Annotated in this window: 21 protein-coding genes; 7 read left to right on the plus strand and 14 right to left on the minus strand. The window is 68.0% G+C overall.

What is annotated here, in order from left to right:
• Nucleotides 1-9: 9 nt before the first annotated feature.
• Entirely contained in the window at nt 10-492 is a 483-nt protein-coding gene (locus V7S63_RS24640) for an Lrp/AsnC family transcriptional regulator (RefSeq protein ID WP_100962127.1), read from the plus strand.
• Here V7S63_RS24640 and V7S63_RS24645 read toward each other — a convergent pair.
• A complete protein-coding gene (locus V7S63_RS24645; RefSeq protein ID WP_336532166.1) occupies nt 489-1,490 on the minus strand; it encodes a GlxA family transcriptional regulator in 1,002 nt (333 codons plus the stop codon). The two genes, V7S63_RS24640 and V7S63_RS24645, sit on opposite strands and share 4 nt — an antisense overlap.
• Nucleotides 1,491-1,553: 63 nt before the next feature.
• On the opposite strand from V7S63_RS24645, the gene V7S63_RS24650 reads away from it, so the two are divergent.
• Nucleotides 1,554-1,865 carry a DUF1272 domain-containing protein gene (locus V7S63_RS24650; protein WP_100962129.1) on the plus strand — a complete coding sequence of 104 codons (312 nt, stop codon included), beginning with the start codon at nt 1,554-1,556 and terminating at the stop codon, nt 1,863-1,865.
• Between the two features lie 3 nt (nt 1,866-1,868).
• On the opposite strand, the gene V7S63_RS24655 is transcribed toward V7S63_RS24650, so the two are convergent.
• Nucleotides 1,869-3,032 carry a patatin-like phospholipase family protein gene (locus tag V7S63_RS24655; RefSeq protein WP_336532167.1) on the minus strand — a complete coding sequence of 388 codons (1,164 nt, stop codon included), beginning with the start codon at nt 3,030-3,032 and terminating at the stop codon, nt 1,869-1,871.
• 217 nt (nt 3,033-3,249) lie between these two features.
• Here V7S63_RS24655 and V7S63_RS24660 point away from each other — a divergent pair, with 217 nt between their 5' ends.
• From V7S63_RS24660 to V7S63_RS24680, 5 genes are all read left to right on the plus strand, one after another.
• Nucleotides 3,250-4,032, plus strand: a complete 783-nt coding sequence (locus tag V7S63_RS24660) for a 3-hydroxybutyrate dehydrogenase (RefSeq protein ID WP_336532168.1) — start codon at nt 3,250-3,252, stop codon at nt 4,030-4,032.
• Between the two features lie 10 nt (nt 4,033-4,042).
• Nucleotides 4,043-4,789, plus strand: a complete 747-nt coding sequence (locus V7S63_RS24665; protein ID WP_336532169.1) for an acetoacetate decarboxylase — start codon at nt 4,043-4,045, stop codon at nt 4,787-4,789.
• Between the two features lie 72 nt (nt 4,790-4,861).
• The gene (locus V7S63_RS24670) at nt 4,862-5,458 is read left to right on the plus strand and encodes a hypothetical protein (RefSeq protein WP_336532170.1); all 597 of its coding nucleotides are present in this window, start codon (nt 4,862-4,864) and stop codon (nt 5,456-5,458) included.
• Entirely contained in the window at nt 5,455-6,021 is a 567-nt protein-coding gene (locus V7S63_RS24675; protein ID WP_336532171.1) for a hypothetical protein, read from the plus strand. Before V7S63_RS24670 ends, V7S63_RS24675 begins: the two co-directional genes overlap by 4 nt.
• Nucleotides 6,014-6,577 carry a hypothetical protein gene (locus V7S63_RS24680; protein WP_336532172.1) on the plus strand — a complete coding sequence of 188 codons (564 nt, stop codon included), beginning with the start codon at nt 6,014-6,016 and terminating at the stop codon, nt 6,575-6,577. Before V7S63_RS24675 ends, V7S63_RS24680 begins: the two co-directional genes overlap by 8 nt.
• Here the strand turns inward: V7S63_RS24680 and V7S63_RS24685 are convergent.
• The 12 genes from V7S63_RS24685 to V7S63_RS24740 form a co-directional block, all read right to left on the minus strand.
• A complete protein-coding gene (locus tag V7S63_RS24685; RefSeq protein ID WP_336532173.1) occupies nt 6,525-7,826 on the minus strand; it encodes a hypothetical protein in 1,302 nt (433 codons plus the stop codon). The genes V7S63_RS24680 and V7S63_RS24685 overlap by 53 nt on opposite strands.
• A 151-nt stretch (nt 7,827-7,977) precedes the next feature.
• Nucleotides 7,978-9,024, minus strand: a complete 1,047-nt coding sequence (locus V7S63_RS24690; protein WP_336532174.1) for an amino acid ABC transporter permease — start codon at nt 9,022-9,024, stop codon at nt 7,978-7,980.
• A complete protein-coding gene (locus tag V7S63_RS24695; protein WP_336532175.1) occupies nt 9,021-10,184 on the minus strand; it encodes an amino acid ABC transporter permease in 1,164 nt (387 codons plus the stop codon). The genes V7S63_RS24690 and V7S63_RS24695 overlap by 4 nt, the downstream gene beginning before the upstream one ends.
• Before the next feature lie 122 nt (nt 10,185-10,306).
• Nucleotides 10,307-11,341, minus strand: a complete 1,035-nt coding sequence (locus V7S63_RS24700) for an amino acid ABC transporter substrate-binding protein (protein ID WP_199777452.1) — start codon at nt 11,339-11,341, stop codon at nt 10,307-10,309.
• Nucleotides 11,342-11,464: 123 nt separating this feature from the next.
• Entirely contained in the window at nt 11,465-11,794 is a 330-nt protein-coding gene (locus V7S63_RS24705) for a hypothetical protein (RefSeq protein ID WP_091842397.1), read from the minus strand.
• 17 nt (nt 11,795-11,811) lie between these two features.
• Nucleotides 11,812-13,347: a serine hydrolase gene (locus V7S63_RS24710; RefSeq protein WP_336532176.1), complete on the minus strand. Its 1,536-nt coding sequence runs from the start codon at nt 13,345-13,347 to the stop codon at nt 11,812-11,814.
• A 136-nt stretch (nt 13,348-13,483) separates the two neighbouring features.
• Nucleotides 13,484-14,248: an ABC transporter ATP-binding protein gene (locus tag V7S63_RS24715; protein WP_336532177.1), complete on the minus strand. Its 765-nt coding sequence runs from the start codon at nt 14,246-14,248 to the stop codon at nt 13,484-13,486.
• Nucleotides 14,245-15,255, minus strand: coding sequence for a FecCD family ABC transporter permease (locus V7S63_RS24720; RefSeq protein WP_336532178.1), 1,011 nt, complete (start codon nt 15,253-15,255; stop codon nt 14,245-14,247). The genes V7S63_RS24715 and V7S63_RS24720 overlap by 4 nt, the downstream gene beginning before the upstream one ends.
• A 153-nt stretch (nt 15,256-15,408) precedes the next feature.
• Nucleotides 15,409-16,443: an iron ABC transporter substrate-binding protein gene (locus V7S63_RS24725; RefSeq protein ID WP_091842391.1), complete on the minus strand. Its 1,035-nt coding sequence runs from the start codon at nt 16,441-16,443 to the stop codon at nt 15,409-15,411.
• Nucleotides 16,430-16,909 carry a tRNA (N6-threonylcarbamoyladenosine(37)-N6)-methyltransferase TrmO gene (gene tsaA, locus V7S63_RS24730; RefSeq protein WP_336532179.1) on the minus strand — a complete coding sequence of 160 codons (480 nt, stop codon included), beginning with the start codon at nt 16,907-16,909 and terminating at the stop codon, nt 16,430-16,432. Before tsaA ends, V7S63_RS24725 begins: the two co-directional genes overlap by 14 nt.
• 16 nt (nt 16,910-16,925) lie before the next feature.
• Complete coding sequence (locus V7S63_RS24735; protein ID WP_336532180.1) at nt 16,926-17,684, minus strand: molybdate ABC transporter substrate-binding protein; 759 nt, start codon at nt 17,682-17,684, stop codon at nt 16,926-16,928.
• A 4-nt stretch (nt 17,685-17,688) separates the two neighbouring features.
• Nucleotides 17,689-18,507, minus strand: a complete 819-nt coding sequence (locus tag V7S63_RS24740) for a molybdate ABC transporter substrate-binding protein (protein ID WP_199777454.1) — start codon at nt 18,505-18,507, stop codon at nt 17,689-17,691.
• Between the last annotated feature and the right edge of the window lies 1 nt (nt 18,508).

Below are 18,508 nucleotides of genomic sequence, written 5' to 3' on the forward strand. Positions count from 1 at the left end.
CGAGGGAAAATGCCAGAGTTCAAGCTCGACGAGATCGATCGCCGCATCGTCCAGGCCTTGCAGGTTGACGGTCGCATCAGCGTGCAGGAGCTGGCTGGCAAGGTCGGGCTCTCGCCCAGCCCCTGCGCCAGGCGGGTGCGCCTGCTGGAGGAGGCCGGAATCATCGAGGGCTATGTCGCCATCGTGAACCAGGAGAAGCTCGGCCTGCCCGTCTCGGTCTTCGCCTCGATCAAGCTGGAGCGCCAGCGCGAGGAGGAGCTCGACCGCTTCGCCGCGGCGGTTTCGCGCTGGCCCGAGGTCGCCGACTGCTATCTGATGACCGGCCAGCGCGATTACCTCCTGCGCATCATCGTCAGCGACCTTGCCGCCTATGAGCGCTTCCTCAAGGACAAGCTGACGCGGCTCGACAACGTCGCCTCGATCGAATCGAGCTTCGCTCTCGGGCGGGTGAAGCGCTCCTATTCGGTGCCGGTGGAGCTGGGGCGGGGCTAGGCGGTTCGCGCGTTTCCGAACCGTGTCCGGTATTCGCCCGGCGCGACGCCATAACGGCGCAGGAAGGCGCGGCGCAGGCGCTCGTCGTCGCCAAAGCCGGCGCGCAGCGCGACCTGCTGGATGCCGATATCCGTTTCTTCCAGCAGATCGCGTGCGAGGTCGAGCCGGACCGCCTCGACCGCCTTGGCCGGGCTGATGCCGGTCTGCTGCGCATAGACCCGGGCGAAATGGCGCGGGCTCATCGCCATGATGCGGGCGAGCTCCGGCACGGAGAGGTCGCCGGCGGCGTGCTCGCGCATATGGGCGTGCAGGGCGTCGAAGCGCCCGGCGGCATCGCGCGACTGGCGCTGCAATTCGCCGCTGAACTGTGCCTGGCCCCCAGGGCGCTTGAGGTAGAGCACGAGGTCGCGGGCCAGATCGAGCGCGGTCTTGCGACCGATATCCTCCTCGACCATGGCGAGCGCCATGTCGATCCCGGTGGAGACGCCGGCCGAGGTCCAGATCCTTCCATTGCTGACGAAGATCGCGTCCGGCCTGACCGTCGTCGCCGGATGGGCCGTGCTCAGGCGCTCGGTGTATTCCCAATGCGTCGTCGCCTCGCAGCCGTCGAGCAGGCCGGCGGCGGCGAGGATGAAGGCGCCGAGACAGATCGAGCCGAGGCGGCGGACCTTGCCGCTCTGATCGCGCAGGAAGGCGAGCAGCGCCGCCGAGCCGGCAGCGTCCAGCGCCGAGCGCCCGCCTGAGACCAGCAACGTATCGATTGGCCGGGCCGCAGCCTCGGCGAGGCGGATGCTCGGCAGCGGCACGCCGGCATCGGTCTCGACCGGGCCGCCGTCCTCGGAGGTCAGGATGATCTCATAGACCGCGCTGCCGTCGGCGCGTTTCGCGTCGTTGAAGACCTGCAGAGGGCCGGTGACGTCGAGCAGCTTGGTGCGCGGGAAGAGCACGATGACGACGCGGATCGGCGTCGTGAGAGTGGTGGCAGGAAACGAGGTCATCTTGTCATTTATGACATCGTCCCCTCATGGCATCCAGTCCCTGCGACGAGAGGGAAAGACGCCATGCTGGAGCTGCGGCCGAACTGCGAACTCTGCGATTGCGACCTGCCGCCAAACTCGCTGGAGGCGCGGATCTGCAGCTATGAATGCACCTATTGCGCGGAGTGCGCCGAGAAGACGCTCGAAAACGTCTGCCCGAGCTGCGGCGGGGGCTTCGTGCAGCGGCCGATCCGGCCGGTTGGCGACTGGGGCGGGCTTGGCCTTGGCCTGGCGAACCGCCCCGCCGGCACGAAGCGACACCATTCGCAATGGACGCAAGAGCAGCGGCGCGAGCGGACCGAGCTGCTCCGCAACACGCCGCCGCAGGAGCGTTGACGCTCAGCGCCGCTCGAAATCGCGATGGACGTCGTGGGTGACGATCCCCGCGCCATCCGGCGGGATCGTCAGCCAGTCCTTGCGGGTCAGCGTCTGCTTGGTGTCCTCGTAGCCGGAGTGCCAGTGGTCGCTCATCGAGGTCCGCGAGAACTCGTGGTCCTTGGCATGGCTCTCATAGCTCTTCTGCTGGTAGATCAGCTGCAGGATGGTGTGCTCGGGGATCAAGGCGAGCTCATCGCGGAGCTTGCGATCCTCCTCGCTCAGGGCGTCCTCGGGGATGTGACTGAGAGCGTCATGGGTCTTCTTCTTCCAGCCCTGCAGGGTCTGGAACAGGTCGGTGACCATGCGGGTGCGCGAGGAGTACATGATGTCCTTGTGGCGCCCCATGACGTCCTGCATTGTCCGCGGGATCGGGCCGCGCGAGGAGAACAGGTCGACCTGGAAGATCAGCGAGTTCAGCGTGTCCTCCTGGGCGAGCAGATGCGACAGCGGCGTGTTCGAGACGATGCCGCCATCCCAGTAATGCTCGGTGCCGATCTGGACGGTCGGAAATGCCGGCGGCAGGGCGCCCGAGGCCATGACGTGCTCGGGCGCGATCTCCTCCTGGGTGTTGTCGAAATAGACGAAATTTCCCGAGAGCGCGTTGACGGCGCCGACCGAGAAATGGACCTTCTTGCTGTTGATCAGGTCGAAATCGACCAGCTCGAGCAGGGTCTCGCGGAGCGGTGCGGTGTCGTAGAAGCTGGTCGCGTCGGTGGCTCCGGCCGGCGCCAGCCAGGCATTGGTGCGCCGCGGCTCGAAGAAGCCGGGCTGGCCGAGCATGGTGGTCAGGAAGGACGAGGTCGCATTGCGCGCCTGACGGAAGATGTCGCCCTCGGGCGTGAACCACCAGACCTTGCGGTCGGTGATGCGGTCCCAGAACTCCCGTAGCCGTTCGATGCGCCGCTCGCGCGGATTGCCGGCGATGATCGCCGCGTTGATCGCGCCGATCGAGACGCCGGAGACCCAGTCCGGGGCGATATCGGCCTCGTGCAGCGCCTGATAGACGCCGGCCTGGTAGGCGCCGAGCGCGCCGCCGCCCTGGAGCACCAGCGCGACGCGGTCGCAGCGCTCCGGGCGCCAGCCGAGATAGCGGTCGGTAGAGGACGGCGCAAAAGGGGCGTTCATGGCGCGTATTCCGTTCGCTCGATCGTCAGGAAGAGCTGGAGTTGCCCATGTCTGGGGGGCGGGCGGTGACAGGCATGTGACGCGGGTGGCACCAGATATCGGTGTCATTGTCCCGTCAGGCAAGCTTCATCGCCCCGTCAGCTTGCTCTTCCACCTCAGCGGCATGGACCTTGCGACGCAGCTTCGCGTCGCAGCCTCGTGGCTGGGGAGATCACGCATGCTCAAAGGCAAGACGGCCGTCGTCACCGGCTCGACCTCCGGCATCGGCCTCGCCATCGCCCGCGCCTATGCGGCGGAGGGCGCGAACATCGTCATCAACGGCTTTGGCGCGCCGGAGGCGATCGAGCAGGAGCGCGTTGGCATCGAGGCTGATTTCGGCGTGAAGGCACGCTATTCGCCGGCCGACATGGCCCATGGCGGGGCGATCGCCGCGATGATCGCCGAGGCGGAAGCCGAGTTCGGCGGCGCCGACATCCTCGTCAACAATGCCGGCATCCAGTTCGTTGCAGCTGTAGAGGAGTTCCCGGTCGAGAAATGGGACGCGATCATCGCGATCAACCTCTCGGCCGCCTTCCATGCCATCCGTGCGGCGCTGCCGGGCATGAAGCAACGCAAATGGGGCCGGATCATCAACACGGCCTCGGCCCATGCGCTGGTCGCCTCGCCGTTCAAATCGGCCTATGTCGCGGCCAAGCATGGCATCGCCGGGCTGACCAAGACGGTCGCGCTGGAAGCGGCGACCTTCGGTATTACCGCCAACGCGATCTGTCCCGGCTATGTCTGGACGCCGCTGGTCGAGAAGCAGATCCCCGAGACCATGGCGGCGCGCGGGCTGACCAAGGAGCAGGTCGTCAACGACGTGCTGCTGCACGCGCAGCCGACCAAGCAGTTCGTCACCAGCGAGGACGTGGCGGCGCTCGCTGTCTTCCTGGCTTCCGATGCGGCAAAGTCGATCACCGGCGTCATCCTGCCGGTCGATGGCGGCTGGACCGCGCAGTGAGGGCATCGCCATGAACCGCCAGCAGATCCTCGACCTGCCCTCGATGCCGCTCGCCGGGCCGAGCTATCCGGCCGGGCCCTATCGCTTCATCGACCGCGAATACATGGTGATCAGCTACGAGACCGATCCGGAACTGATCCGCCATCACCTGCCCGAGCCGCTGATGCCGACGGCGCAGCCGATCGTGCATTACGAATGGATCAAGATGCCGGATTCCTCCGGCTTCGGCACCTATACCGAGACCGGCATCGTCATCCCCTGCCTGTTCGGCGAGGAGGAGGTCAGCTTCGTCTCGCAGATGTATCTCGACATCGAGCCGCCGATCTCGGCCGGCCGCGAGATCTGGGGCTTCCCGAAGAAGTACGCCCATCCCAAGCTGGAAGTGGTCAAGGACACCCTGACCGGCACGCTCGAATATGCCGGCCAGCAGGTCGCGATGGGCACGATGGGCTACAAGCACGAAAGCCTCGCCGGCAACGGCGTGAAGACCACCGCGATGCTGACCAAGACACAGGTCAACCTGAAGATCATCCCCGGCGTCGACGGCGATCCGGAGATCTGCCAGCTCGTCGCGCTCAACCTCACCGACATCACGGTGAAGGGTTCCTGGATCGGCCCGGGCCGGCTCCACCTGATCCCGCACGTCAACGCGCCGGTCGCCGATCTGCCGGTGCGCAAGGTGCTCGGCGCGCATCACTTCATCGCCGACCTGACGCTGCCCTTTGGGCGGAAGATCCATGATTACATGAAGGGGTGATACTGCGGGTTGCACTCGCGGCCGCGCCGACTATCTTGCCGCGCCGGGGGCGCGAAGGATCTCAGTGCGCGCATGATTGTCTCCTGGCTGGCGGGCTTGCGCCAGGCCATCAGCTCGAAGCTCACGATCGGCATCGGCGGATTGCTGGCGCTCGCCATCACCTCCGGCCAAAGCCTGCTCGAAGCGCTGGAGCCGCCGGTGCTGCCGGCGCTCGCCGCCGGCACGCCGCTCGATGCCGGCCGCTGGCGCATCGCGCTGCATGAGGCCAGGCTGACGACGCAGTCGCGGCCGGACGGACCGCCTGCGCCCGACGGCGCGCAGTTCCTGGCGCTCGATCTCGACGTCGGCAATCGCAGCTCTGAAACCGACAATACCTTCGCGCGCATCCTCATCGTCGATCCACCGGTCGAGGGGCTGCAGCCCAATCCGACCTTCTGGCTGATGCGCGACAAGGCCATGCTGAGCGCCCTGCAGCCGGGCTTGCCCGAGCGCGTGCAGGTGATCTGGCGGCTGGCGGCCGGCGCGAAGCCGCCGGAGCGATTGCGCCTCGTCGTCAATGGTGAGACCTTCAAGCCGCGCGACAATCTGCTCGCCGCGCCGGGCTGGTTCAACCGCAAGCCGATCGCGGCTGCCACCCTGCCGGTCGCTCGCGCCGAGATAAGGCCGTGAGCGGTGCTTTCGCCAAGCTCGGCGCGCTGGTGCTGGCGGCCGTGCTGCTTGTCGGCATGCAGCGCTATACGCCGGGCTATGCCGAGATCACCGGGCCGATCCCGCTTACGGGTAAAATTGGCCAGACGCTGACCGGCCGGACTTTCTCGGTGCGGGCCGATAAGGTGCTGCTCGCCGAGAGACTGCGCTTCAAGGCCTATGGCCGCGAGGTCGAGCGCGATACGGGCGGGGTGTTCGCGCTGGTGATCGCCGCTCTCGAAGCCCAGCCCGCATCAGTCAATGTCGGCAGCGCGATCTGGCGCAGCGCGCAGGGCGCGCGCTTCGTCGCGAGCCCGCGCTTTCAGGGCGCGCCGCGCCTGCTCGGAACCGACCGGCTCGAGCCCGGCCTGCCGCAGCGAGGCCTCTTTATCTTCGAGATCCCGCGCGAATCGGTCGCGGGCGCGACGCTGCTGGTGGCCGCCTCGCGCTGGCCGCGGCTGGATACGCAGGCGGAGATTGCCTTGCCCGGGACGCTGGACGCGCCTGCGCCGCTGATCGACCTGAACGAGCTCGCCTATGAGTGAGGTTGTGGTCTCGCCGGGTGTCTTGCGGATGCGGCGTCTCAGTCTTTGGGCGCTGCCGATGGCGCTGGCGCTCGGCATTGTCCTGCAATCCCATGAGAATGCGTGGGAGTGGTGGCGCTCGCGAGAGCTCTTCGCGCGGGAGGTCCCGGCCAGCACCGCAGCGAGCCTTGGCGGCGCCGACTGGAAGCTGATGGGTCTGCGCCGTGTCGCCGAGCGAGCGGATGGCCGAGCCGTCATGCTGCTCGACATGGAAGCGGTGGTGCGCGATCCCGAGGCCTTCGCCGTGCTGCCGTGCCGGCTGGTGCTGGAAGCGCCGGACGGACGGCGCTGGTCGCCGCAATTCCTGACGCCGAGCGAGGTCAGTCGCCTGCCGGAGCGGCGTGGTCAGACCATTCCGACCTGCACGCAGGCGCTGGCGAGCAAGCCGACCGCCGGCGCGACGCTCAGAGTCAGCGAGGGCTTCGTGCTGCCGGCCGGGATGGACCGGCAAGTCAGGCCGGTGCTCAGCCTGCCGGCCGGGCGGCCGCACTATCTGCGCTTCGAGATTCCGGGCTAGCGCCGCTACGGCTCTGCGCGGCGACGGCGGTCTCCATGACTGCCGCCAGCAGGCAGATGCGCAGGCTCTCGACCAGGATGCCGCCGCGGATTTCGCTGGGGCCGCCGAGCAGGAAGGCGATGGCGTTGGCGATCACCTGCCAGCTGTCGAGATCGAGCGGGCCGATCAGGCGAGTGAGGCCGATCCAGAGCCAGGCTGAGGCGAAGCCGATGAAGCGATAGCCGACGACGAGCGCGATCAGCACCGAAAGGCTGGCGCCGAAGGCGAGACGGACGCTGTTGACGACCGGCAGATAGCGCGAGCGATAGCCGCCGATGAAATGCTCGGCGAAGTCGCGGATGGCCTTCGGCGCCGACTGCCAGCGCGCCAGGGCAGCGGCAGCGCGCCGGTCGCGGGCGAGCGCGGACGGGTCCTTGGCATCGTAGCCATAGATCGTCGCGGCCATCAGCAGCCAGACCAGCGGTAGCAATGCATAGAGGAAGAGGCTCTGCAGGCTGGTGCTGAAAGGCAGCGCAGCGAGGTCGATCGCCTCCGGCGTCGCCGCCTGGGCCTTGCCGATCAGCGACAGCGTCCAGTCCTGGATGAGCCGGAGATAGGGTAGGGCGATGGTCTTGAGCCAAGTCCAGCCAGTGTCCTTCCAGCGCGACAGGGCGTAGAGCCCGACGAAGATCCAGTTGGCGTCGCAGGCGATCACCAGGAACTGCCAGAAGGGCGAGGGCCGACGGCTCTGGGCGGCTTTGGCGAGCTTGCGCACCAGCCAGGCAAGGCCGATGGCGAGCGCGAGCCAGAGTGAAAGCGGCACGGCGAGGACATCGACCTTCTCGCCGAAGCCGGCCTCCGACAGCGCCCTGACCGAATAGTCGCGGACGGTGTCGCCGAGAAAGCCCCAGGCGGCGTAGTAGGCGAAGAATGGGACGAGGGCGAGAGCCACGAGCCCGATCACGGCGCGCGCACCGGCCGGCTGCGGTGTGTCGGGCTGCTGGCTCGCGCCGGCGATCTGCAGGGCCGAGACCGCCGGCAGATAGGGCCGCAAGGCGACGAACATCAGCACGGTGACCACGAGCTTGGCGAGGACCAGCAGCGCGAGCATGGCGAAGCCCGCGAGGCTGTTGAGATAGCCGAGCCTCACTGCCAGCGGTAGCAACAGCTCATTGGCAATGGAGCCGAGCGTCGCGAGCAGCAGCAGGACGGGCCAGGCCTGGCGCCAGAGCCGGAGGAAGAGGCGGGCGAGGCCGGCGGTCTCTTGCATGGGCTGGGTTGTACAGGCTCATAGCCCCGGAATGAACCCCGCCAGTCTTGGGCGAAGCGCAGACCCGGGAATCTCGTGACGAGAACGCGCTGGTCGGAGCCTCGTCCCGCCCGAGATGCTCGGGTCAAGCCCGGAGCACGACGGCGAGAGCCTACCGCCCTCGCTTGGTCTCAAGGCTCCTGCTCCAGCGCGAGAGCGCAAAGCAGATCAGCCAGTAGATGGCGCCGGAGAAGACGTAGGCCTCCATGTTCATGCCGACCCAGGCGGGATCGGCGAGCGAGGCCTGGGCGATGCCGAGCAGGTCGAGGATCGAGACCACCAGCACCAGTGTGGTGTTCTTGACCAGCGCGATGAACTCGTTGGTGATCGCGGGCAGCGAGATGCGCAGCGCCTGCGGCAGGATGATGAACCAGGTCGCCTTCCAGTAGGACAGGCCAAGCGCGGTCGCCGCCTCGCGCTGGCCCCTCGGCAGCGCCTGCAGGCCGCCGCGCACGGCTTCGGCCATATAGGCGGCGATGCAGAAGCCGAGGCCGATGACGGCGCGGGCCAGCCGGTCGACGCCGATGCCGGCCGGCATGATCAGCGGCAGCAGCAGCGAGGCCAGGAAGATCACCGCGATGATCGGAACGCCGCGCCAGAACTCGATGAACAGCACCGAGATCAGCTTGACCACCTTGAGCTCGGACTGGCGGCCGAGCGCGAGCAGGATGCCGAGCGGGATCGCGATCAGGCTGGCATAGATCGAGATGAAGACGGTCAGCATCAGCCCGCCCCATTCGCGCGTCTCGATCGGCCTGAGGCCGAAGCCGCCGGCGAGCAGCCAGATTCCGAGCGGTGGCAGGATGACGAGCGCAGCGAGGCCGAGGCCCAGCTTCAGCCGCTTCGGCGCGAAGACGATCGCGGCGCCGGAGAGCGCGAAGAGGATGCCGGCAAGGTTCGGCCGCCAGCGCTCCTCGATGGGATAGAAGCCGTACATGAACTGGCCGAAGCGGGCCTTGATGAAGACCCAGCAGGCGCCGGTGCCGGCGCAGTCGGCGCGGGTCTGGCCGCTCCAGGTCGCGTCGATCAGGGCCCAGCGGATGATCGGCACGGCGATCCAGGCGATCAACGCGGCGAGCAGCAGCGTCACCACGGTGATGGTCGGCGATCCGAACAGGCGCTCGCGCCAGCTGGTCGGGAGGGATGCGGCGGCGCTCATCTGGTCACCAGCGCGATGCGGGCATTGTACCAGTTCATGAAGGCCGAGACCGCGAGGCCGATGACGAGATAGACCGCGAGCGTCATGGCGATGATCTCGATCGCCTGGCCGGTGTTGTTGAGCGCCGAGCCCATGAACAGGCTGACCACGTCGGGATAGGCGATGGCGGCGCCGAAGGACGAGTTCTTGAGAACGTTGAGGTACTGGTTGGTCATCGGCGGCGTCATCACTCGCAGTGCCTGCGGGATGGTGACGAGCCGCAGCGTCGGGCCGGGGCGCAGGCCCAGCGCGCTCGACGCCTCGATCTGGCCATACGGCACCGATTGGATGCCGCCGCGCACGATCTCGGCGATGAAGCCGGCGGTGTAGGTGACCAGCGCCGCGAGCAGCGCGACGAATTCAGGGATGACGACGAAGCCGCCGCGATAATTGAAGCCGCGCAGCACTGGAATGTCCCAGCGCGTTGCCAGCGTCGCCCAGGCGAGCGCGAGGGCGGGGATGAGCAGCAGCAGGACGAGACCGACGCGCAGGATCGGCGCGTCCTGTCCGGTCTCCTCCTTGCGTCGCCTGGCCCAGCGCAGGAAGAGCCAGTGCAGCAGGCAGGAGATCGCGATCGCGATGAAGGCGTATTTGAAGTTCGCGCCGGCATCGGGCAGCGGAATGGTCAGGCCGCGATTGTTGAGGAAGGCGACGCCGAAGACCGAGAGGCTCTCACGCGGGGCGGGCAGAGCGGCGATGACGCCGAAATACCAGAACAGCACGAAGAACAAGAGCGGGATGTTGCGGACGAACTCGACATAGGCGCCGGCGATGGCTTGGACGAGCCAGATCGAGGAGAGCCTGGCGATGCCGATCAGGAAGCCGAGCGCGGTCGACAGCACCAGCGCGATCACCGTCACCAGCATCGTATTGGCGACACCGGCCCAGAACAGCGCGAGGATGTTGTCGGACTGGGTGTAGTTGGTCAGGACGAAGGGCACCTCGATGCCCGAGGTGCGCCAGAGGAAGTCGAAGCCCGAGGCGATGCCGGCCTGGACCATGTTCTGCGAGGCGTTGCGGATGAAATAGACCAGCAGCGCCACGAGGCCGATCAATAGCGCCGCCTGGTAGAAGACGTCGCGGACGCGCTTGTCGTTGATGAAGGCGAAGGCTTTGCTCAAGGGGCGGCCGTCCGGCTTGGGGCGTCATTCTCGGGCGCAGCTAAGCTGCGACCCGAGAATCTCCTGACACGAAGGCTGGTTTCCGAGATGGTCGGGTCAAGCCCGACCATGACGGGAGCATCTCACTGGAAGGGCGGGGTGAAGAGCAGGCCGCCCTTGGTCCAGAGCTGGTTCTGGCCGCGCTCGAGCTTCAGCGGCGACTCCATGCCAACGGTACGCTCGAAGCTTTCGCCATAGTTGCCGACCTGCTTGATCGCCTTGTACATCCAGTCGTCAGGCAGGCCCATCATCGCGCCGAAGCCGCCCTCGGCGCCGAGCAGGCGGCGGACCTCGGTGTTCTTCGAGTTGGCCTTCATCTCGTCGACGTTCTTGGAGGTGACGCCGAGCATCTCGGCGGCAATGGTGCCGTTCAGCACCCAGCGCACGATCAGCTGCCAGCGCTCGTCGCCATAGCGGGTGACCGGGCCCTGCGGATCGTTCGAGATCGGCTTGGTCAGGATGACGTGGTCGTCCGGAACCTTGAGCTTGGCGCGCTGGCCGGCGAGGGCGCCGACGCCAGCGGTATAGGCGTCGCAGCGGCCGCTGTCATAGGCCGTGATCGCGTCGTCGTTCTTCTGGAAGTTGGTGATGGTGACCTTGAGGTTGCGCTCGCGGAACCAGTCGGCTGCGTTCTTCTCCTCGGTCGAGCCGGCGGCGACGCAGACCGAGGCGCCGTCGAGCTCCTCGGCCGACTTCACGTTCGCCTTCTTGCGGACGATGAAGGTCTGGCCCTCGTAGAAGTTGATGCCCTGGAAGTTCAGGCCGAGCGTGGCGTTGCGCGAGAAGGTGATCGTCGAGTTGCGCGAGAGCAGGTCGACCTGGCCCGATTGCAGGATCGGCCAGCGCTGCTGCACCGAGGTCGGCGTGAACTTGACCTTGGTGGCGTCGCCGAGCACGGCGGCGGCGAGCGCCTTGCAGTAATCGACGTCGAGACCGGTCCATTCGCCCTTGTCATTGGCGAAGGAGAAGCCGGGCAGGCCGAGATGCACGCCGCATTCGAGATGGCCACGCGCCTTGATGGCGTCGAGCGTCGGGCTGGGCGCGAGCTGCTGCGCGGAAGCGGCGAGGGTGCCGCCGGCGAGCAGCGCCGCGGCGAGAGCTAAGGTCTTCATGTCCATTCCCCATCCTGTGGCGTCATGACGCCACGTCCGGGCGACTATGCAACAGCCCGATGGGGAAAGGTAAGGGGGGTGGGACGGTTTCCTGCCAATCCCTGACGTAGCCGCCGCGACGCCGGCTATCTACCAGCCGCGCTGGGCCTTGATCGCCCGCTTCTGCGCGTCCTTCTGCTGGCGCCAGTAATCCTTCTGGGCGTCGAGCTGCATGCGCTGCCAGTCGCGGATACGGTCCTTGCGCGAGGTCGCGTCCCGATAGTCGTTCCAGTCGTAGTGATCATCGTTGACGTCGTCGTCGCCGAGCGCGTCGAAGAACTTGCGCAGGGCCGAGCGGGCAGGCTCGACCGGCAGTGCGGAGGCGACCCCGGAGAGAGGCGCGAAGGCCGGCGCGGCCGAGACACTGGAGCCGACGGCAAGAGCGGCGGCGAACGACAGGAGGGCGATACGGATCGTCATGGTGATGCTCCCCCTCGTCACTGGGCCGAGCGCGCGAAGCTATGCGGCAGCTCGGGGCTGAGCCAGCGCATCTGGCTGATCCTGCCCGCGGCGTCGGTCTCGAAGCGCAGGCGGACGAAGGGCTCGCCGCCGGACATCTCGGCCGGTGCGACGAAGGCGCCGACCGGGGCCAGCCGCGCCTGGAACAGGTAGGGATCGTCCCTGTTCGGCTCCAGCAGGAGCTGCGCCTCGGTCTTCTCCAGCGTCAGGCCGAGCTTCCCGCCAGTGAGCGCCACGGTGGCGTCGCCCAGGATCGGCGAGCCGTAGCTGCCGGCAAACCCGGCGGCGAGTGGCGAGATCGGGCCGGGTACGAAACCGGCAGCTTCCGCCTGCGCCGCTTCGCGACGGGTCTTCGCGGCGGCGGCTGCGAGGCCGACATTGTCGACGGCGGGATTGCCGAGCACGCGGTCGTAGAACCACATCGCCAGCGCGTCCGGCAGGCCGAGATTTTCGAGATTGGTCAGGATGACGATGCCGGTCTTGCCGTCGGGCAGGAAGCCGGCATGGGCGCCGAAGCCGGCCGTGCCGCCATTGTGCCAGATGATCCGGCCGCGCGGCGTCGCGGTCGCGACCCAGCCGACGGCATAGGAGCTGCGCTCGCTCATGGCGACGCGCGGCGTCCAGGTGACGTCGAGATTGTCCTCGGAGACCAGGATCTTGCCCTCGAAATGGCCGCGGCCGAGTTGCAGGCGCAGCCATTTCGCCATGTCGGGGATGTTCGAGTTGAGCGCTCCGGCCGGCCCGAGCGCATAGGGGAACGAGGGATGCAAGGGCACGGCGACGGGCGGCTCGGCGAAACGATGGCCCTGCGCATGGTTGGGTACCGCGGTGATCGCCTCGGCCGTGGCGGTCGTCTCGCCCATGCCGAGCGGGGTCAGCAGGCTGGTCTTCAGCGAGTCGAACCAGGATGGCGTGCCGTTGACCTTGGCGACGATCTCGCCGCCGACGACATGCGGGATGTTGAGATAGCGGAAATCGGAGCGGAACAGCCCGAGTTGCGGCGCGACCCGCAGCGAACGGATCAGCGTCTGTCTGTCGTAGCCCAGCATGGTGAGCGCGTCGTTGACGTAAGCCGTCAGGCCCGAGCGCTGGGCGGCGATGTCGAGCACGCGGAAATCGCGGGTGACCCAGGGGTCGGCGAGCTGGAATTCGGGGACATGGTCGATGACCGGATCATTCCAGCCGAGCCGGCCGGCATCGACCGCCTGCGCCAGCGTGGTGGTGAAGAAGGCCTTGGTGGTCGAACCGATCTGGAAGATCGTCTCCGGCGTGACCTGCTCCGGCTTGCCCACCGCGCGGACGCCGAAGCCCTTGGCGAAGATCAGCTTGTCCTCGTGGATCACGCCGACGGCGACGCCCGGCACCGAAAAGGCCTTCATGCCCTCGGCGACCTGCTTCTCGAATTCCGGCAGTAGCGCTTCGATCGAGGCTTGCGAGGGCTGCTGCGCTTGCAGCGAGGCATCGGACATGACGGCCAGGCCGACGACGAGCGCGGCCGCGATGATGCGCTTCATGCGGATGTCCCCCGTATCCAAAAGGCCGGCAGATCGAGCCGCCGAAAGCGGGGTCGACCGCCGGCGCGCCAAACTCCCACGCCATGTCCTGCCTTAAGGTAAACTTCATCAGGACATTGTGACGGGATTGGGCCGTTCAACCCGGCAGGAAGGCGAGCTTCCCGTCCTCGCCCCTGATGGTCTCGATCGCAACGCCATAGAGCGCGGCGAGCCGCTCCGGCGTCATGAGTTCGCGTGCCTTGCCGCTGGCGAGGGCCCGGCCGTCGCGCAGCAGCATCGCCCGGTCGGCATAGCGCAGCGCCTGGTTTGGGTCGTGGGTGGTAAAGAGCACGCCGAGTCCCTCGCCGGCGAGGCGGCGGATCTGGTTCATCACCTTGCCCTGATTGCCGAAATCGAGGCTCGCCGTCGGTTCGTCCAAGATGACGTAGCGCGGCTCCTGCGCCAGCGCGCGGGCAATCATCACGAGCTGACGCTCCCCGCCTGAGATCTCGGTATAGGCGCGCTGCGCCAGATGCGCGATGCCGAGCCGGTCCAGCATCGCCCGTACCACGTCCCGGTCATGGCCCGACGGTGCCGCGAACAGGCTGGAGCGGGCGGTCCGCCCCATCAGAACGACCTCGCTCACGGCGAAGGCGAAGGTGCCGGCATGGACCTGCGGCACATAGGCGAGGGCACGGGCCCGCTCGCCTATGGAGAGCGCCGCCAACGGTTTGCCATCGAGTGTGAGCGTGCCGCCCTTTGTCGGCAGCAGGCCGAGCAGGGTCTTCAGCAGCGTCGTCTTGCCATGGCCGTTGGGGCCGAGCAGGGCCAAGACCTCGCCGCCAGCAAGGTCGAGCGCGATGTCGCGGCCGATCTCGCGCTCGCGATAGCCATAGGCGAGGGCGGAGGCTTCCAGGCTCACGACCAGCCTCCGCGCGCCGAGGCGAGCAGCCAGATGAAGAAGGGCGTGCCGATCACCGCGGTGAGGATGCCGAGCGGCGTTTCGACCGGGGCGGCGGTGCGCGCCAGCGTGTCGATGGCGAGCAGGTAGCCGCCACCGAGCAGCGCTGCCGTCGGCATGAGGCGGCCGAAATCGGGACCGACCAGGAAGCGCGCGAGATGCGGCACGACGAGGCCGACCCAGCCGATGATGCCGGCAGCCGCGACGCTCGCCGCCGTCACCAGCGTAGCGGCGGCGACGATGGCGATCCGTAGCGGGCCGGTGGCGAGGCCGAGCGCGCGCGCCTCCTCCTCCGGCAGCGACATAACATTCATGCGCCAACGCAGCGCCAGCAGGATGACGGCGCCGATCAGGACCGGGCCGAGCAAAGGGACGAGGTCGGGCTTGGCCGTGCCGGCGAGGCTGCCGAGCAGCCAGAAGGTCATGGCCGGGAGCTGGTTGTACGGATCGGCCCAGTACTTCACCAGGCCGATGCCGGCGCCGAGCAGCGAGCCGACGACGACGCCGGTCAGCACCAGCACGAGAACCGGATCGCCGCGCCGGATCGTCGATCCCACCGCGTAGACGGCGCCGACCGCGACGAGCCCGCCGGCGAAGGCGGCTAGCTGGATGCCGAACAGGCCGAGCGAGAGATAGATGCCGATGACCGCGCCAAGCGCTGCGCCCGAGGAGGCCCCGAGGATATCGGGCGAGACCAGCGGATTGCGGAACAGGCCCTGGAAGGCGCAGCCGGCAATGGCGAGCGCCGATCCGCACAGAATCGCCGCGACGATGCGCGGGCCGCGGATGTTCCAGACCACGGTCTCGACCTGCGCCGGAAGGCCGGAGGGCTCGCCGGTGAGAACCGACCAGGCGAGGCGGCCGAGATCGCCGGGAGCGACCGGAAAGCGCCCGAGCGCGAAGGCGGCGAGCACGGCGAGCGCCAGCAGGAGAAGGGCGATCAGGTTGCCGCGCAGGGAGGAGGTCATCGGATCAACGGCGTTTGGCCGGCCAAGTGACCACGACATGGTCATCCCGGACAAGCGGCGAAGCCGCGCCGATCCGGGGTCCATTCCGGAACGGTTCAGGCATGGATCCCGGGTCTCCTTCCGGTCGCCCGGGATGACTGAGATGGTGAACCATCACCCCCGTCCCGCCAGCACGCGGTCGAGCTGCGCCTCGCTCGGCGTCACCTGGTAGAACAGCGTGTGGAAGTCGCGGGCGAGCTTGCGGATGTCCTCGGGGAATTGCGCGGGATAGAGCAGCTTTGCCAGCCACCACAGGCCGATCGCCCGGTTGACCGAGGGCGGGAAGTCGACCCAGCCGAAGGGCAGCTTCGGCGAGAGATGGACGCGGCCCTCGCGCACCGCCTTCACGCCGGCCCAGTTCGGATCGCTGCGCACGCTTTCGGAGAAGGCGAGGTCGATGGTGACGATGACGTCGGGGTTCCAGGCCAGCACCTGTTCGAGCGAGACCTGGGCGAGACCGCTGCCCTGCTGTTCGGCGGCAGCGTTGCGCGCTCCGAGGAAGCTCAGGGTCTCGACATTGATCGAGCCGCCGAGCCCGGTCTCCAGCCCACGTGGGCCGCGCGCATAATAGACGCTCGGGCGCTTCTCGGCCGGGATTGCGGCTATGCGGCCGCGGATTGTCGCGAAACTGTCCTCGCACCAGCGCGCCAGCGTCTCGGCGCGTTCGCTGCGGCCGGTAAGCTGGCCGAGAATGCGATAGCTCGCCGGGGTCTCCCCGAAGCGGCCGTCAAGCAGGGCATAGGGGATGCCGGCCTGCTGCTGCACGCGCTCGGCGAGCTCGACATAGGTGCGACCGGTCGAGCCGGAGTCGACGATGAGGTCCGGCCTGGCCTGCAGCACGGCTTCGAGATTGGCGCTGTTGCCACGGCCAGTGATGCGGCCGATTTCGGGCCGGTCGCCGATGCCGGGCAGCAGGAATTCGCGCTCCTCGGGCCGGTTGGCGCGCGGCCAGCCGATCAGCAGGTCGGGCGCGAGCGTGTAGACCAGGATTGCCGCCGGCGGCCCGGCGGGGAAGATGCGCTCAACCTTGCCGGGAATCGTGATCTCGCGACCGGCGCCATCGCGAATGGTCGCGGCGCGGGCGAGGCGCGGGGCCGCGATCGTCGCGCCGAGGCCAGCGAGGACGGCGCGGCGATCAGGGTGCGGCATGGGAGGTTTCCGTCGTGCCGTGCGAATGGCTGCAGCGATGCGGCTTGATGTCGATGAGCGGCGTGCCGTCGAGGCAGTCGAGTCCGCGCACCAGCAGTGTACCTCCTTCGACGCCTTCGAGCTTCACCCGCGACAATGCGATCGGGTTCGGTCGCACCGGCGAGCGCAGCGCGAAAGTTCCGAGCGTATCGCCGCCACGCGGCGTCTGCGTCAGCAGATCGCGCCTGGCTTCGTGCATCCAGTAGAGCAGATCGAGCTCGGCGAAGGTCTCGATGCCCTTGAGCGCCGCCTGCCAATGCGGATCGATCTCGACGCGGCAGAGCGGCCCGTCCTGCCGGCCCTGCCGCGGGCAGTCGTCACGCGTCGCGAAGGGCGTGCGGATGCGGCCGATGAAGACCAGCCGGGCGTCGCTGCGCTCGGGCAGAGGTGCTTCGGTTTCGCCGGGCCGGGTCGCTTGCCAGTCCATGATCTTGCTCTTCCCGCTATCCCTCGCGCGGCAGGCCCGGCACCGTGAAGCCGTGCCTTGCCAGAATCGCTTGCCCCTGCGGCGAGAGAATGAACATGGCGAACCGGTAGCCGCTCAGCGAGGCCCTGTTCAGCACCGTCAGTCCGTAATCGGCGCCGACAGCGAGCTGGTCCGGCAGGCGCAGCATCGCGATCCCTGGCTGCTCCTTCGCAAGCGGCCGGGCATTGGTGCAATAGGCCAGGAAGATGTCGGCCTCGCCGCTCGCCAGCTTGTGACCGTAGACGTTGAGGCCTTCGGGCGCCGGTAGGCAGTCCGGTGCACCGGTGAGCTTCAGGGCCTTGGCTTCGAGCGCGGCCCTGGCGCCGGGCTTCATCGCTTCGGCCCTGGCGAATACGGCGAAGGCATAGTCGCCCGACGGATCGGCCTTTGGCGTCGACGTACCGAGCTTCACCTTCGGATCGAGCATCAAATCGAGCAGAGTGGCGCGCGTCGCCACCAGTCCCGGCCGCAGGAAGGCGCAGAGCTCGTTGCGGGCGAAGAGCACGGCCGGGCCGGCCAGCCCGCCGCGCGCCAACGCCTGCGGATGCTCCAGATTGGCCGAGGCGAAGACCTCGCCGGCCTCGCCCCCGATGAGCCGGTCCTTGAGCAGGCCGGAGGCGCCGAATTTCCCGGAGATGGGGATCCCCGTCTCGGCCTCGAAGGCGTCGGCGATGTCGAGCAGGGCCCCGCGCAGGCTGCCGGCGGCGTACAGGCTAACCGGGGACGCCGCGACCAAGATCTCACTTCCCTTCGCGCGGCAGGCCGGGCGCGACGAAGCCGTGCCGCGCCAGGATGCGCTGCCCATCCGGCGAGAGAATGAACATCGCCAGCTTGTTGGCGTTCGGCGAAGCGCCGTTCATCACCGTCAGCCCGTAATCCGCCCCGACCAGCAGCTTCTCAGGCAGCCGGACCATGCGGATGCCCGGCTGCTCGCGCGCGATCGGATCGGCATTGGTGCAGTAACCGAGGAAGAGATCGGCGGCGCCCGTCGCCAGCAGATGGCCGGTGCTGTTGCGATCCGGCGGGGTCGGGGCGCTGTTCGGGCCGCCGACGAGCTGCAGCGCCTTGGCTTCCAGCGTTGCCTTGGCCCCGGGCTTCAGCGCCTCGGCCCTGGCGAAGACCTGCCAGGCATAGTCGCCGGACGGATCGGCCTTTGGCGTCGAGGTGCCGAGCTTGAGCTTGGGATCGAGCATCTGCGCGAGCAGGGTGTTGCTGGTCACGTCGAGCCCGGGACGGGCGAAGGCGCAGGTCTCGTTGCGGACGAAGAGCACGACCGGGCCAGCCTTGCCGTCCTTCGCCAGCGCAAGTGGGTGTTCCATGTTGGCGGAGGCGAAAACCTCGGCCGCCTCGCCCTTGGCGAGAGCCTCGCGCAGCAGGCCGGAGGGGCGGAAGCTGGTCGTGACCGGAATCCGTGCGGAGGCTTCGAAGGCCTTGGAGACCTCGGTCAGAGCATTCTTCAGGCTGCCGGCGGCGTGGAGGAGCACCGGCTTCTGCGCCTGCTGCGCCGGTGCGAGTGCCGGCCACAGGCTGACGAGGGCGGCGAGCGCGAGCCTCCGCATC

This window comes from Allobosea sp. CCNWLY174 (assembly GCF_037120455.1).
Lineage (GTDB): Bacteria > Pseudomonadota > Alphaproteobacteria > Rhizobiales > Beijerinckiaceae > Allobosea > Allobosea lupini.

What these genes read in the sequence shown, in the direction of transcription:
- V7S63_RS24640 (WP_100962127.1), top strand. Translation starts at nt 10, where the DNA reads ATGCCAGAGTTCAAGCTCGACGAGATCGATCGCCGCATCGTCCAGGCC.
- V7S63_RS24645 (WP_336532166.1), bottom strand. Translation starts at nt 1,490, where the DNA reads ATGACCTCGTTTCCTGCCACCACTCTCACGACGCCGATCCGCGTCGTC.
- V7S63_RS24650 (WP_100962129.1), top strand. Translation starts at nt 1,554, where the DNA reads ATGCTGGAGCTGCGGCCGAACTGCGAACTCTGCGATTGCGACCTGCCG.
- V7S63_RS24655 (WP_336532167.1), bottom strand. Translation starts at nt 3,032, where the DNA reads ATGAACGCCCCTTTTGCGCCGTCCTCTACCGACCGCTATCTCGGCTGG.
- V7S63_RS24660 (WP_336532168.1), top strand. Translation starts at nt 3,250, where the DNA reads ATGCTCAAAGGCAAGACGGCCGTCGTCACCGGCTCGACCTCCGGCATC.
- V7S63_RS24665 (WP_336532169.1), top strand. Translation starts at nt 4,043, where the DNA reads ATGAACCGCCAGCAGATCCTCGACCTGCCCTCGATGCCGCTCGCCGGG.
- V7S63_RS24670 (WP_336532170.1), top strand. Translation starts at nt 4,862, where the DNA reads ATGATTGTCTCCTGGCTGGCGGGCTTGCGCCAGGCCATCAGCTCGAAG.
- V7S63_RS24680 (WP_336532172.1), top strand. Translation starts at nt 6,014, where the DNA reads ATGAGTGAGGTTGTGGTCTCGCCGGGTGTCTTGCGGATGCGGCGTCTC.
- V7S63_RS24685 (WP_336532173.1), bottom strand. Translation starts at nt 7,826, where the DNA reads ATGCAAGAGACCGCCGGCCTCGCCCGCCTCTTCCTCCGGCTCTGGCGC.
- V7S63_RS24690 (WP_336532174.1), bottom strand. Translation starts at nt 9,024, where the DNA reads ATGAGCGCCGCCGCATCCCTCCCGACCAGCTGGCGCGAGCGCCTGTTC.
- V7S63_RS24700 (WP_199777452.1), bottom strand. Translation starts at nt 11,341, where the DNA reads ATGGACATGAAGACCTTAGCTCTCGCCGCGGCGCTGCTCGCCGGCGGC.
- V7S63_RS24705 (WP_091842397.1), bottom strand. Translation starts at nt 11,794, where the DNA reads ATGACGATCCGTATCGCCCTCCTGTCGTTCGCCGCCGCTCTTGCCGTC.
- V7S63_RS24710 (WP_336532176.1), bottom strand. Translation starts at nt 13,347, where the DNA reads ATGAAGCGCATCATCGCGGCCGCGCTCGTCGTCGGCCTGGCCGTCATG.
- V7S63_RS24720 (WP_336532178.1), bottom strand. Translation starts at nt 15,255, where the DNA reads ATGACCTCCTCCCTGCGCGGCAACCTGATCGCCCTTCTCCTGCTGGCG.
- V7S63_RS24725 (WP_091842391.1), bottom strand. Translation starts at nt 16,443, where the DNA reads ATGCCGCACCCTGATCGCCGCGCCGTCCTCGCTGGCCTCGGCGCGACG.
- tsaA (WP_336532179.1), bottom strand. Translation starts at nt 16,909, where the DNA reads ATGGACTGGCAAGCGACCCGGCCCGGCGAAACCGAAGCACCTCTGCCC.
- V7S63_RS24740 (WP_199777454.1), bottom strand. Translation starts at nt 18,507, where the DNA reads ATGCGGAGGCTCGCGCTCGCCGCCCTCGTCAGCCTGTGGCCGGCACTC.